Here is a 13,892-nt window from a genome sequence, read left to right on the forward strand (position 1 = left end):
GTGCTAAATTTCAGAAGCTCACGCTACTTACTATCTTTTTATTATTTATTCCAAGGTGACAAAACTATTCAAATCTGTTTATGGCTTCTTGTATTTTCTCTTCGGTTACGCATAGTGAGAATCGAATGTACCCTTCTCCCATACTCCCAAAAATAGTTCCAGGAGTTAGAAATATATCTTTGTCATACAAAATTCCATTAATAAACTCTTCTGCGGAAGGGATTCCTTTTGGCAATTTTGCCCAAACGAACATTCCAACCGAATTCTTATCATAGGTACAACCCAATTTATCGGCTAATTTAAAAATCAGTTCTTGTCGGGCCCGATACACCTTGTTCAATTCTTGAAACCAGTCCTCTCCACTCTTTAAAGCGGCAATGGCTCCTTTTTGGATTCCATAAAACATACCGGAATCCATATTACTCTTTACCTTTAAAACGGCATTGATATGTTCTGCACTTCCGAGCACCATACCCACACGCCATCCGGCCATATTGAAAGTCTTGCTCAGCGAATTCAGTTCCAGGGAGAACTCCTTAGCCCCATCAACCGCCAAAATACTTGTTGGATTCTCGTTCAGTACAAAACTATACGGATTGTCGTTGACCAATAAAATATCGTTTTGTTTGGCGAAAGCTATGAGTTGCTCAAATTGCTCATGACTTGCTGTCGCACCGGTAGGCATATGCGGATAATTGATCCACATCAACTTTACTTTCGATAAATCTTGTTCCTGTAAGGCTTCCAAATCTGGAAACCAATTATTTTCCGGGCTCAAGTTGTAGTATCGTGCTTTGGCACCAACCAGTTTTGTGACCGAGGTATATGTTGGATAACCTGGATCAGGGATCAACACCTCGTCATTTTGGTTTAGAAAGGCCATACTGATATGCATGATTCCTTCCTTAGACCCCATTAAAGGCAAAATCTCGTTTTCAGGGTTGGCCGTTACATTGAACTTTGCAGCATAAAATTCGGAAATGGCAGCTCGCAATTCTGGCAACCCTTGGTAACTTTGGTACTGGTGTGCACCAACATCAAAAACTGCGTTCTGAACACTTTCAATAATCTCTTTTGAAGGTGCAAGGTCGGGGCTACCGATTCCCATATTTATAATAGGACGTCCTTCGGCCATAAGGCCCCTAACCTCCCTTAATTTCTTCGAAAAATAGTATTCTTCAACTGTATGTAAACGGTCGGCGGTACGTATCATATTCTGGCATTTTTATATTCCCCCAATACCTTAAAATCTTCTGACATAATTTTCAATAACGACTTTGCCTTCGCAAAATGCTTATACTTTTCGAAAGTTATATCCACAAAAAAGGAATACTTCCAAGGTTCTTCAATCACCGGCAATGATTGTATTTTTGTCAAATTCAAATTACAATCACTCATTACATTGAGCACGGTGGCCAAACTGCCCCTTTTATGATCGGTCAAAAACCGAAGCGATGCCTTATTGATCTGTGAGAGCGGTAAAACTTTGTTCTTTGTTCGTACGATTATAAATCGCGTGGCATTGTTTGAAATTGTCTGTATTTCGGAGGCGATAATTTCAAGATTATACAATTTGGCGGCCACTTTCGGTGCAATTGCCGCAATATCTTTCAAACCTCGTTCTTGAATTCGCGCAGCTGTTTCGGCTGTATCTACCGCTTCTACCAACTTGATGTGCGGATATACCTTAAGAAAGTCTTTACATTGCAACAAGGCCATCGGATGTGAATGTATTTCCTTTATGTCCTCCATTTTTTGGCCTTTCAGAACCATAAGGTTATGATGTATGTTCAAGTAATGTTCACCAACAATATGGAGGTTATTATGATTTACAAGCGCATAATTGGGAATTATAGAACCCGCAATCGAGTTCTCAATAGCCATTACGCCTACATCAGAATCTTTGCTTATCAAGCTATCGACCAGCTCATCAAAAGACATACATTCTACAAGATCGACATCTTCAGAAAAATACTCGTTCGCAACCTGATGATGGTTCGATCCCCTAACGCCTTGGATAGCTACTTTTAAACCCATATACTTAAACTAACCCCGAACCAATGGTCGGGAGATTTGTTGTTGACCAACTTTTAATTAACGATTCTTCTTTCGAACACAAAAAACACAAAATTGAACAAAAAAAAAGCCCCATTCTTCATGGGACTTCAACTTGTTTATATTTTTTAGAATATACTACAACAGTCCCTTACCTCCTTTAAAAAAGAAGTAGAAATAAAAACCGTTCCAGAAATATCTCTTTGTCATTATTTTGTAAATATTTGGCTAATGTACTAATTATATTTAAAAATCAAGTTTTAAGGGAATCTTTTTTCGATTTTTTAGGGTATACAAGAAATCACTGTTGATTTTTTTATAATATTCTGATTTGTTGCGAATAATGAACTAGAGCCATCTTCCGTTTTTGTTTATTTTTGAAAAAAATGTAATTATGTCCATATCGGTACAACATATTTCCAAATCATTTGGCTCACAAAAGGCACTTAATGATGTGTCTTTTGAAATCAAAAAAGGAGAAATCGTTGGTTTTTTAGGACCCAATGGTGCCGGTAAGAGCACCATGATGAAAATATTAACGACTTCTAGCCTTGCCGATGAAGGGGAAGCTACCGTAAATTCATTTGATGTTCAGTCAGAAAAAAAGAAGGTACAGCAATGTGTGGGGTACTTACCGGAACACAATCCCTTGTATTTAGATATGTACGTCAAAGAATACCTTCTTTTTAATGCGGAGGTATACCAATGTGAAAAAGGTAATGTTCAAGCAGTTATCGAACAAACCGGATTAACCCCTGAGGCACACAAAAAAATAGGACAGCTTTCTAAAGGCTATCGACAAAGGGTCGGACTGGCAGCCGCCCTTTTACACGATCCCGAAGTTTTGATTTTGGACGAACCCACTACCGGCCTAGACCCTAATCAATTATTAGACATTAGAAAACTCATCAAGGAAATAGGAAAACAAAAGACCATCATGCTTTCGACCCATATCATGAAAGAGGTAGAAGCTGTCTGTGATCGTGTTATCATCATTAATAAAGGCGTGGTCGTTGCCGACAAAAAACTGGAAGCACTCCGCGATACCCAAGAACAACTGATCGAAGTGGAGTTTGATTACAGGGTCGAGGAGGCATTTTTAATCAAACTACCAAATGTTGTCAGCGTAAAAAACACCGGTGGGTTTGTCTATGAGATTACCTTCAACACTTCAAATGACATGCGTCCTGCCGTATTCGATTTTGCCCATGACAACGAACTAAAGACTCTACAACTTAGTCGAAAGAACAAAAACCTTGAAAGCCTATTTACTGAATTGACAAAATAGTTGGTCTATTTAGATTTTTTTGTTACTTTTTAGAGGTTTTAAACTCCTAAAAATGAATACCCTACGGCTATATTTTCTAGTAATTACCTTATGTACTTTTAATTTCTCTTGTAAGCAACAAAAAGAAAAGACCAAAGCCGTGGAAGCTTTACAAAAAGAGGAGACCGCATTTTTTAAGGCTAGTCCACAAGAAGTACCCGAACAAACTGTCGTTACGCTGAAAGTAGGAGCACAGGCACCAAAATTTAACCTTCCGGGTACCGATGGAAAATTCCACAAATTAAGTGATTTCAATAAGTCTAATGTTTTGATCATTATTTTCACGTGCAACCACTGCCCCACGGCCCAAGCTTATGAAGAGCGTATGATTACCTTGACCGAAGATTATAAGGATAAAGGCGTTCAAGTGGTGGCCATTTCACCCAATTCAATCAACGGTATTTTATTGAACGAACTCGGTTATAGCGACTTGGGCGATTCCTTCGAAGACATGATCGTTCGGGCGAAGGATAAAGGTTATAATTTCCCTTACCTCTACGACGGCGATACCCATGAAGCCTCCCTAAAATATGGTCCGGTTGCAACGCCGCACGCCTTTGTGTTCAATAATGAGAGAATCCTCACGTATGTCGGCCGCCTTGATGGCTCGGAAAAACCGGGCACTGGTAACGCTGATGACATTCGAGCGGCTATCGAAGCCACCTTAAAGGGAGAACCCGTGACCTTAAACACCACAAAGACCTTCGGTTGTTCCGTTAAATGGGCTTGGAAGAATCAATACGCAAAGAAAATCAACAAGGAATGGCAAGAAAAAACAGTAACCCTTAACGAAATTGACGTTAATGGCCTGAAAGAGCTCATAAAAAATGATTCCGATAAACTACGGCTTATTAATATTTGGGCTACCTGGTGCGGACCCTGTGTATTGGAATACCCCGAGTTTATAGATATTCATCGCATGTTCGAATTACGTGATTTTGAATTTGTTTCGGTCAGTGCCGATCATTTGGAATCCAAAGATAAAGCATTGGCCTTTTTACAAAAAAAATCTTCGGCACTTGACAATTATATTTTTTCGGAAAAAGATAAATATGCGTTGATTGAAGCGGTCGACCCTGAATGGAACGGTGCCTTGCCCTATACCGCCCTAATTGAGCCCGGTGGCAAAATCGTTTTCCGAAAGATGGGTCCGATCGATCCCTTTGAACTCAAACAAACCATTGTAGAACACCCCATGATCGGGCGGTATTATTGATTTGCCCAAGCCAGTGCAGCTACGCTTTGCATCAATTATAAAAAAAGACTGAAAATAAATTTCAGACTCGCATAAATCAAATAAAATGGTAATTCTAAAACTTCAAGGCCAAACCTATACCGTTTTCGTTGCTCGTAGGCCTTAGCCGAAAGGATGTTGACTTATCTAAACTATCATTATACTCTAGAATGGCCTGCTTTTTATTCTTCATGGCCAAATGATAAAATATAGAGCCTATAATCGCAGTGCCGGCAAAACTGACAATCGGAGCCGTCGTATCTTTGTCATCATTCTCGTTGACCAGATACCAGATGGCCGAACCTAAATTGGCAGTACCCGCAATGAGCCCACCGAACATTTGCTTTTTCGATTTTTGCCAATACATTTCAGAGGCCCGGCTCTCGGTCATAATTGTATTGATTTCTTTCCAACTCAATTTCTCTTTATCCTGATAAAAATGTTCGCCCCACATACTATGGAAAGATGTAATTTCCTGTGCAGACGAACTAGTTAATGAGAAGACGATAAAAGAGAAAAGAAACGTGATTTTTATATATTTCATAGCACTGCATTTTTTTATTTACAACAAAAATACATATCACTCAAAGATATATTGACTCCATTAAAGTATTGTTTAGCCCATATCGGCTTGAAAATGAGAAGTAATTTCTCAATGGAGACTTAGGCTGACCGTCAAATTTCACAGGCTTAAATTTGTTAAGACTCTTCCGCACAGGATACCAGTAGCGTGTCGATTACCTCATCCAATTCCATTTGAATATTAGGAGATGTGCAATTCACTAAAATAGCAAATACCATTTGTTGTTCTGGATATACAAAAAAATTGGAATACCCCCCTACCCCGTTACCAACATGACCATAAAAGGGCCTACCCTTTTTATCTTGACTTACTTGCCAACCGAGTCCATAATATGTCGGAGTTCCTTTAACTACCACGGATGTCAAAAATTGCGATAGCACATTCTCGAATAAAATTTTCCCATCCAAGTACGTTTGACCAAATTTGGCAATATCATCAGAAGTAGATAGGTATCCACCACCGGCCATTTTAAAAAAGTTGTTGACGGGAATAGCCTTTCGAAACCCTTTACGGTTTTTGGAATAGAATGCTGTGAGATCGAGTGTATTCGAGGCCGCTTTCCCATCCGAAAAACCTTCTACTGTACCCAAATTGACATTTGGGACAAATGTGTTTTTCATTCCTAAAGGCGACAATACCTTTTCCCGTACATAGTCTTCAAAAGGAATTCTGCTTATCTCTTGCATCGCCAAGGAAATCAAAACCCAATCGTAGCTAGTATAAAAATAATCGGTTCCCGGTTCAAAAAGTAAATCATCATCTTTAAAAACGTTGATGCCTTGTTTGATGGAATAGGGTTTATTCAAGCCATACTCTATTCCTCGGTAGCCTCGAATACCGGCCGTATGACTCGCCAATTGCCGGATAGTAAAATCATAGGTTTTCCTTGGATAATAAGGCACGTAGGTATAGAGAGAGGCGTCCAAATCAATTTGGCCATCCGCTACCATCTGTGCCAAGGCGGTGGCTGCAATGGGCTTGGAAACGCTTGCTATTCGAAAAATAGTCTTTTTAGGATGAACTGGAATCTTCTTTTCCAAATCGGCATGCCCATAGCCCTTTTGAAGTACTATCTCTCCTTTTTTTAATACCGTAACAGAAATGCCGGGCACCTTTTCTTCATTGACCAATGAAGTCAAGATGGCATCCGCCTTCGCTAAACCAGTCAGTTTTGCATCGTTTCCCAAAACTCGTTTTTTGGCAAAGAGGTTTTTAAGATATTTTTGGATCGGGTTCATGTGTTCCTTCATTGCGAGCTACAACTTGCCTGCGGCAAGTCTATAGCTTGGCAATCTGTTAAATTTATTCTCCAGCGTATTTTGACCAACTTTAAGCCTCTGCCACGCCCACACAATGTTACGTATCACTTCGTCGTCGTCATTATTAGGCAGGTTTAACTTTCCATAGGCTCGTCTTGAAGACATTACTTGAAAATCAACCTCCCGTTGAACAGCTCCTCTACATTAATTTCAGGTGGTCGGCTCACACTGATAACATCACCGGTACCGCGTATTACGCCACTTAAAGATAGTTGTGGATTGATCAGCACATCATTGGTGCCCCGGTGGTTCAAGATAATGTTTTGAGCTACTAAACTTTCGGCCTCTATTCGAGAATCACCTGCGGCAATGTTGATATTTAAATTTTCAGTGGTTCCTGCCAATTTAAAATAAGTGATGCCATTCACCACAATACTGACATTTTCGGAGGCGAGTTGTAAATCAAATTCACCATCGGTGGTTTCCGATTCGGTATTTACATAACTCTCTGAAATCAGCATCAAAGATGGGTAACCAAGTGCACCTTCACTTTCGACAGGCAAACCACTACTACTGCGTATTTCGGTAATATTGGGTGAAGTGATATATACTTTCGTCAGGTCATATTCACGAAGAAGATTACATCCATTATCATTTCGAAGTAGCAAACGACCTTCTTGCACTTCGGCGCTAACTCCCTCGATAAGAAATTCACCACTTTCAATTTCAACTTTTTGTTCGGTTCCTTCTTTTAAGATCAACGCCACTTTTTCAAAAACTGTAATTTGAGAGAAGTCCGGCACCGCTATTTCCATGCGGACAATATCTCCTGAATTTTGAAAACAATCGGGGGCATTCTCAGAATTACAGCCCCATAAAAAAAGGCTTAACCAACCGATTATTATTTTGGTGGAAATGAGTTTGTGGCGATTGGAAATCGCCACAAGGTTCAAATTCCCTGTTCCAAATTTTAACACCTTTAACTTTTTTACTTTCAACATTCGACCTCGATCTTACAAGCGTATGCCCAACCCAAATTCAACAGCTTCCGCAGCAGCCCCATGTGACTTCAAACTCACGGCCACAAATACTTTTTTTCCGAAATACCGTTTTAAGCTGACCCGGTTATACATTTTCCCTTCAAAATCGAAAGGATAATAAACATAGTAGCCCAATTGAGTACCAATACTCAATTTATTAATAAATAACTCATGGCCGACAAATAAACCGACACGTTTATAATCATCATCCGTAGAAACTCCATTTTCTGGAAAGGAGATTGATTGGTAGCGAATCAGTTCCTTTAAGAAATTGGAAAAGAACACATCGGCACCCAACTGTAGGGCACTTCTTCTCCCTACCCTTTTATCGGCATAAGCTGAAAGCACTACAAAACCGTATTGCCCCGAGTTAACAACATCACTTTCATTAAGACCTGTTCGAAATACCAGATTATAGCGAATCGGCTCTACCACCTTTTCGGGTTTGGCAGTCGGTAAATATTCAACGGATTTCCCTCCATCAAGATCATATACGAGTCCCGCATTTAGGGCAAAGGTATTAGTCGATGTATTGGGGGCCTTAAAATTCGCATTCGAATAATGAATTATCGAAATGCCTGCCTTAAAACCAAGTCCCTTAAAAATATTTTCTTTGTGATAATTGAGCATTAGAAAAGTAGAGCTCAAAAAATGGGACCCGTAGGCATTATTTCTAAAATTGGTGATCCTATCGTAGGGATTAGTGTTATAACTAATTCCTTGACCGATTCGAAATTGCAGATTCCTTTTAAGAAAATAGAAATTAAAATGGGCAAAGAGACCGTAATTGGCTCCTAAGGTACCATTGTTCATGTTCTGATAAATAAAAGAATACCCTAAATCTGGATAATTGTATAACCGCTGCCATGGTTTAGAACCGTAGGTTTTGCGGTTATATCCTAAAATGAATCCAGCAGGGTGGGCATTTATCAAATGTGAAATATCGGAATTGTGCAATAGTACTGAACCATAGAACTGGCTCAGATCAACCGTATGCTTTTTTGGAAAACTTGTTTCCTGAGAAAAACAGAAAGATGCCAAAAACAGAAAGATGGGAAACAACCTTGGGTTCATGGGGCGCAAAAGTAGCTAAATTAGTTATTAATTGACCTCTCGGGGGCGACCAAAAAAATTGGGAACCCGTCTACTTGACCCGTATTTATTAAAACAATTCTTTGGCGATTGCCCTAATATTGTCAGATTTACCCATCGAGTAATAGTGTAATACGGGAACCCCGGCCGCCTTCAACTCCTTCGACTGTTGTATTGCCCATTCTATGCCTACCTGGCGCACGTCTCTATTGGTAGCGCAACTATCGACCGCATCTATCAAATCTTGAGGCAAGTCGATACGAAAAACCTGGGGTAGCAATTGCAAATGCCGCTTGACGGCAATCGGTTTAATACCCGGAATAATGGGTACATCAATCCCCATATTTTTTGCCGCTGCTACAAATTCAAAATATTTTTGATTATCAAAAAACATTTGGGTCACAACATAATCGGCACCGGCATCTACTTTCTCCTTTAATCTTTTTAAATCAGATTGTAACGATGGCGCTTCTAAATGCTTTTCGGGGTAGCCTGCAACACCGATACAGAAATCGCCACAATTATCCCGTTCTACGGTTTCATGCAAATAGCGCCCACAATTGAGGGCCTCAATTTGTTTTACCAAATCACAAGCGTAAGGGTGTCCGCCTTTGGTCGGTTGAAAATATTTTTCTTCTTTCATGGCATCTCCCCGAAGTGCCATCACATTTTCGATTCCTAAATAATGACAGTCGACCAATAGATATTCCGTTTCTTCCCTCGTGAAACCTCCACACAGAACATGGGGCACGGTATCTACATCATACTTGTGTTTGATCGAGGCACATATACCCACGGTACCCGGGCGCATACGTGTTACTTTTTTATCCAGTAATCCGTCGCGATCGATATAGACATACTCTTCCCGTGATGTAGTCACATCAATAAAAGGAGGGTTGAATTCCATCAACGGATCAATATTATCGTACAATTCTTGAATGTTCCTGCCCTTTACCGGTGGAATAATCTCAAAGGAAAACAATGTTTTTCCGTTCGCTTTCGTAATATGGTCGGTTACCTTCATGTATGCTGAACTTCTATCAGTATCTATTAATTTTTCTTTTTGGGCGTTCGGGCGGGCTATCCGCTCTATTTTTTACTGTTCCCTTTTCCGTGCGCTCATTTTGCACTGAATCACAGTAAAAAGATGCCGCTTTTATCCCTAACGCAATTTCATTTGAATCCAGTTTATTGATTCAATTAATCGTCCGCAATGTTCGGCGCTAGCCATTTGGCCGCTTCCTCAAAGGAAATTCCTTTTCTATCGGCGAAATCCTTCACCTGGTCTTCTTTTATTTTTCCTAGTCCGAAATACCGGGCTTCGGGGTTTCCAAAATAGTAACCTGAAACCGAAGCTGCGGGCCACATCGCCAGACTATCGGTCAGTTCGACCCCGATTTTCTCCTTTACCCCCAAGAGTTTCCATATGGTCAGTTTTTCCAAATGATCGGGACATGCGGGATATCCCGGTGCAGGCCGAATACCTTTGTAGGCCTCTTTGATCAAATCTTCTTTCGTCAAATCTTCATTGCTCGCATAGCCCCAGTGTTCTGTTCGTACTTGTTTATGCAAATACTCGGCAAAAGCTTCGGCCAATCGGTCGGCCAAGGCTTTGACCATAATCGAATTATAATCATCAAGATCTTTTCTATATTTTTCGGAAACCTCATCGGTTCCAAAACCTGTCGAGACACAGAAAAACCCCATATAATCCACTGGCCCCGATTCTTTGGGCGCTATAAAATCGGACAGCGCCGTGTTCGGCACGCCATCGCGCTTTTTCAATTGCTGGCGCAGTGTTCGAAAAATAATAGTATTCTCACCCGAAACTACCTCAATATCATCATCATTGATCGTATTCGCTTGAAAAAGTCCGAAAACGGCTTTTGCCTTCAACCATTTTTCATCGAATATCTGTTGTAACATCTTGCGGGCATCTCCAAAAAGTTCCGTGGCCTGTTCGCCCACGATATCATCCGTGAGAATGTCCGGATATTTACCGTGTAACTCCCAACTTCTAAAAAAGGGCGTCCAATCAATAAAATCTTCCAGTTTCCGTAGCTCAAAATCTTCCAAAACCTGAATACCCTGTTGGTTTGGTTTTACTATTGTGGCGATATCCCAATCTATCTTGAACTTATTCTTTCTAGCTTCCGACAAAGTACGGTATTCCTTATGCTTTCCGCGTTTTGCGAACTGTTTTCTAAACTCCTCATAATCTGTCTTAACGGAAGCTTTGTATGCCGTAGATGTTTCTTTTTGTAGCAAATCTCCCACTACGGTGACCGCGCGCGAGGCATCGTTTACATGTACCACTGCATTCTTATACTGCGGGTCGATTTTGACGGCAGTATGCGCCTTGCTCGTCGTGGCCCCACCTATCAATAGCGGAACCTTAAAATTTTGTCGCTCCATTTCTTTGGCCAAGTGTACCATTTCATCCAGTGAGGGTGTTATTAACCCGCTCAGACCTATGGCATCGACATTGTGCGCTATGGCTTCTGCGATGATTTTCTCGGGTGGAACCATCACACCCAAATCTACAATCTCGTAGTTATTACAAGCCAATACGACACTTACAATATTTTTTCCGATATCATGAACATCTCCCTTAACGGTCGCCATCAAAATCTTTCCATTGCCCTGATCATCGCCCTCTTGAGGATTTTTTAATTTTTCTTCCTCTATATAGGGCAAAAGGTGTGCTACGGCCTTTTTCATTACCCTGGCCGATTTCACCACTTGGGGAAGAAACATTTTTCCACTACCAAAAAGATCGCCAACGACGTTCATTCCCGTCATTAAATGCCCTTCGATAACCTCAATAGGTTTGTCAACGCTGAGCCGGGCAGCTTCAACATCTTCAACAATATATTGATCAATACCTTTGACCAAGGCACGCGTAATTCTATCTTGTAACGGTTCTTCTCGCCATGAAAGGTCTATTTTACTTTCCTTGGCCTTACCAATGACGCTTTCGGCAAAATCAAGCAATCGCTCGGTAGCATCATCCCTTCGATTGAGGATAACATCTTCGACCATTTCCAATAAATCTTTTGGAATATCGTCATAGATTTCCAACATCGTCGGATTTACAATACCCATGTTCATACCTGCTTTAATCGCATGGTATAAAAACACGGAGTGCATCGCCTCCCGAACGGGGTTATTGCCCCTAAAACTAAACGAAACGTTACTGACGCCTCCACTGACACTGCAATAGGGCAAGTTCTCCCTAACCCATTTTGTGGCGCGAATAAAATCTAATGCATTCAGTTTATGCTCATCCATCCCCGTTGCTACGGGGAATATATTCAGGTCAAAAATAATGTCTTCCGGAGCAAAACCTACTTTGTTGACTAAAACATCGTATGATCGCTTCGAAATCTCGATACGTCGTTCATAATTATCGGCTTGACCCGTCTCATCGAAAGCCATGACAATAACTGCCGCACCATAGCGCTTTATCAACTTGGCGTGGTGTATGAACTCTGCTTCACCCTCTTTTAGACTGATAGAATTCACCACACATTTACCCTGAACAACTTGGAGTCCCGCTTCAATAATTTCCCATTTTGAACTATCGATCATAATGGGCACCCGAGAAATATCAGGCTCGGCTATAACCAGATTAAGAAACTTGACCATGGCCTCTTTACCATCGATAAGTCCGTCATCCATATTAATGTCGATAATCTGCGCACCATTTTCTACCTGGTCGCGGGCGACGTCGAGTGCTTCCTCAAACTTTTCCTCTTTAATAAGGCGAAGAAACTTCTTTGAACCTGCTACATTGGTACGTTCCCCAACATTGACGAAATTACTTTCTGGAGTTACGATCAACGGCTCTAGACCTGACAACTTTAAATATCTAGTTGCCGGTCGTTCGTTGTCAGTTGATGGTATTTTTGAATTACCCTCTATCATCTGTTGCTACTTTTATAATAGTTGATAAATCCGTTTATCAATTTTTTACACTTTATTATTTGATTCTTTGAGGAATCGAAATCAGTTTGGACCAAATATTTTTGGTCCAGTACTAAATACAATTGCGTTTCCATTTCATAGTTAGAACCTCTTGAAACATGCAAAAATTGAATAGTTTCTTTTGATGTTCTTCTACCACAACCCTCGGCAATATTTGATGGCATTGAAACCGCGCATCTTCTCAACTGACTTGTTAACCCATAGACTTCTACCGTTGGAAATTGTTTAGTAGCTTCATAAACACTGTTAACCAGTATACTGCATTGTTTCCAAACTTCCAATTCAATATAGTCCATACAATTAACTATTAACCGGCAACCACCAACGACCTTGGGTCATAATCTTTCACCAATTCTGCAATAGCCGTTATATGCTCCGGTGTAGTACCACAACAACCACCTACGATATTTACCAAGCCTTTTTCCATATATTCTTTGATCTGCCCTGCCATTTGCTCGGGAGTTTCATCATATTCCCCAAAAGCATTCGGCAATCCGGCATTCGGATGGGCAGAAACGGCATAATCGGTCTTGTTCGATAAGACTTCCAAGTGAGGAACCAATTGATTGGCACCCAAGGCACAATTAAATCCAACGGACAAAATCGGAATATGCGATATGGAAATCAAAAAAGCCTCCGCGGTCTGCCCCGACAATGTTCTTCCAGAAGCATCCGTAATCGTTCCACTGACCATTATCGGCACATCGATGTTCCGTTCTTCCTTGACCTCTTCAATTGCAAATAACGCTGCCTTTGCATTCAAGGTGTCGAAAACAGTCTCTACCAATAAAATATCGGCTCCGCCGTCTAATAGAGCCTCTATCTGTTGTTTATAGGCAATGCGCAACTCATCAAATGAAATTGCCCTAAACCCCGGATCATTAACATCGGGAGACATACTGGCGGTTTTGTTTGTGGGACCTATACTGCCCGCAACAAATCTTGGTTTGTCAGGTTCTTTGGCGGTGAACTCATCAGCCACCATTTTAGCAATTCTGGCCGACTCAAAATTAAGCTCATAAACCAATTCTTCCATATGATAATCGGCCATGGCAATAGTCGTACTTGAAAAAGTATTCGTTTCTACGATATCGGCACCAGCCTCAAAATATTTACGGTGTACGTCGGCAATGGCCTCTGGCTGGGTCAAGGACAACAAATCATTGTTCCCCTGCAAGGGAGATTTCCAATCTTTGAACCGCTCACCGCGAAAATCAGCTTCAGTAAACTTATAGCGTTGTAACATGGTACCCATAGCGCCATCAAGCACCAAAATACGCTCTTGCAATATCTCTTTAATATTTTTCATGTATCC

The 13,892-nt window shown here is 40.8% G+C and carries 12 protein-coding genes; 2 read left to right on the forward strand and 10 right to left on the reverse strand.

The features are described 5' to 3' along the window. Positions 1–64: 64 nt before the first annotated feature. The gene (locus BLS33_RS10720; protein ID WP_089888472.1) at positions 65–1,213 is read right to left on the reverse strand and encodes a pyridoxal phosphate-dependent aminotransferase; all 1,149 of its coding nucleotides are present in this window, start codon (positions 1,211–1,213) and stop codon (positions 65–67) included. Further along, positions 1,210–2,037 (reverse strand): prephenate dehydratase, encoded by an 828-nt coding sequence (locus BLS33_RS10725; RefSeq protein WP_089888474.1) that lies wholly within the window; start codon positions 2,035–2,037, stop codon positions 1,210–1,212. Before BLS33_RS10725 ends, BLS33_RS10720 begins: the two co-directional genes overlap by 4 nt. Positions 2,038–2,449: 412 nt before the next feature. Here BLS33_RS10725 and gldA point away from each other — a divergent pair, with 412 nt between their 5' ends. Together gldA and BLS33_RS10735 are read left to right on the forward strand one after the other, a co-directional pair. After that, the gene (gldA, locus tag BLS33_RS10730; RefSeq protein ID WP_089888885.1) at positions 2,450–3,343 is read left to right on the forward strand and encodes a gliding motility-associated ABC transporter ATP-binding subunit GldA; all 894 of its coding nucleotides are present in this window, start codon (positions 2,450–2,452) and stop codon (positions 3,341–3,343) included. 52 nt (positions 3,344–3,395) lie between these two features. Beyond that, the gene (locus BLS33_RS10735; RefSeq protein ID WP_089888476.1) at positions 3,396–4,598 is read left to right on the forward strand and encodes a redoxin domain-containing protein; all 1,203 of its coding nucleotides are present in this window, start codon (positions 3,396–3,398) and stop codon (positions 4,596–4,598) included. A gap of 94 nt (positions 4,599–4,692) precedes the next feature. Here the strand turns inward: BLS33_RS10735 and BLS33_RS10740 are convergent, their stop codons facing one another. From BLS33_RS10740 to BLS33_RS10775, 8 genes are all read right to left on the reverse strand, one after another. Beyond that, entirely contained in the window at positions 4,693–5,160 is a 468-nt protein-coding gene (locus tag BLS33_RS10740) for a hypothetical protein (RefSeq protein WP_143017601.1), read from the reverse strand. A gap of 155 nt (positions 5,161–5,315) precedes the next feature. Next, the gene (locus BLS33_RS10745) at positions 5,316–6,449 is read right to left on the reverse strand and encodes a serine hydrolase domain-containing protein (protein ID WP_245731390.1); all 1,134 of its coding nucleotides are present in this window, start codon (positions 6,447–6,449) and stop codon (positions 5,316–5,318) included. Positions 6,450–6,622: 173 nt separating this feature from the next. Then, entirely contained in the window at positions 6,623–7,459 is an 837-nt protein-coding gene (locus BLS33_RS10750; RefSeq protein ID WP_089888480.1) for a head GIN domain-containing protein, read from the reverse strand. A 12-nt stretch (positions 7,460–7,471) separates the two neighbouring features. Then, the gene (locus BLS33_RS10755; protein WP_089888482.1) at positions 7,472–8,572 is read right to left on the reverse strand and encodes an acyloxyacyl hydrolase; all 1,101 of its coding nucleotides are present in this window, start codon (positions 8,570–8,572) and stop codon (positions 7,472–7,474) included. An 88-nt stretch (positions 8,573–8,660) separates the two neighbouring features. Continuing rightward, positions 8,661–9,614 carry a methylenetetrahydrofolate reductase [NAD(P)H] gene (metF, locus tag BLS33_RS10760; protein ID WP_089888485.1) on the reverse strand — a complete coding sequence of 318 codons (954 nt, stop codon included), beginning with the start codon at positions 9,612–9,614 and terminating at the stop codon, positions 8,661–8,663. Positions 9,615–9,790: 176 nt separating this feature from the next. Further along, entirely contained in the window at positions 9,791–12,517 is a 2,727-nt protein-coding gene (gene metH / locus BLS33_RS10765; RefSeq protein WP_089888488.1) for a methionine synthase, read from the reverse strand. Further along, positions 12,514–12,873 (reverse strand): four helix bundle protein, encoded by a 360-nt coding sequence (locus BLS33_RS10770; RefSeq protein WP_089888490.1) that lies wholly within the window; start codon positions 12,871–12,873, stop codon positions 12,514–12,516. The genes metH and BLS33_RS10770 overlap by 4 nt, the downstream gene beginning before the upstream one ends. 11 nt (positions 12,874–12,884) lie before the next feature. Next, positions 12,885–13,886, reverse strand: coding sequence for a homocysteine S-methyltransferase family protein (locus tag BLS33_RS10775; protein WP_089888491.1), 1,002 nt, complete (start codon positions 13,884–13,886; stop codon positions 12,885–12,887). Positions 13,887–13,892: the final 6 nt, after the last annotated feature.

The organism is Kriegella aquimaris, from assembly GCF_900103215.1.
Classification (GTDB): domain Bacteria; phylum Bacteroidota; class Bacteroidia; order Flavobacteriales; family Flavobacteriaceae; genus Kriegella; species Kriegella aquimaris.

Bases quoted from the DNA above. Each gene is read 5' to 3' on its own strand.
- gldA (WP_089888885.1), top strand. From the start codon at position 2,450: ATGTCCATATCGGTACAACATATTTCCAAATCATTTGGCTCACAAAAG.
- BLS33_RS10775 (WP_089888491.1), bottom strand. From the start codon at position 13,886: ATGAAAAATATTAAAGAGATATTGCAAGAGCGTATTTTGGTGCTTGAT.
- BLS33_RS10770 (WP_089888490.1), bottom strand. From the start codon at position 12,873: ATGGACTATATTGAATTGGAAGTTTGGAAACAATGCAGTATACTGGTT.
- BLS33_RS10750 (WP_089888480.1), bottom strand. From the start codon at position 7,459: ATGTTGAAAGTAAAAAAGTTAAAGGTGTTAAAATTTGGAACAGGGAAT.
- BLS33_RS10740 (WP_143017601.1), bottom strand. From the start codon at position 5,160: ATGAAATATATAAAAATCACGTTTCTTTTCTCTTTTATCGTCTTCTCA.
- BLS33_RS10745 (WP_245731390.1), bottom strand. From the start codon at position 6,449: ATGAAGGAACACATGAACCCGATCCAAAAATATCTTAAAAACCTCTTT.
- BLS33_RS10735 (WP_089888476.1), top strand. From the start codon at position 3,396: ATGAATACCCTACGGCTATATTTTCTAGTAATTACCTTATGTACTTTT.
- BLS33_RS10725 (WP_089888474.1), bottom strand. From the start codon at position 2,037: ATGGGTTTAAAAGTAGCTATCCAAGGCGTTAGGGGATCGAACCATCAT.
- BLS33_RS10755 (WP_089888482.1), bottom strand. From the start codon at position 8,572: ATGAACCCAAGGTTGTTTCCCATCTTTCTGTTTTTGGCATCTTTCTGT.
- metF (WP_089888485.1), bottom strand. From the start codon at position 9,614: ATGAAGGTAACCGACCATATTACGAAAGCGAACGGAAAAACATTGTTT.
- metH (WP_089888488.1), bottom strand. From the start codon at position 12,517: ATGATAGAGGGTAATTCAAAAATACCATCAACTGACAACGAACGACCG.
- BLS33_RS10720 (WP_089888472.1), bottom strand. From the start codon at position 1,213: ATGATACGTACCGCCGACCGTTTACATACAGTTGAAGAATACTATTTT.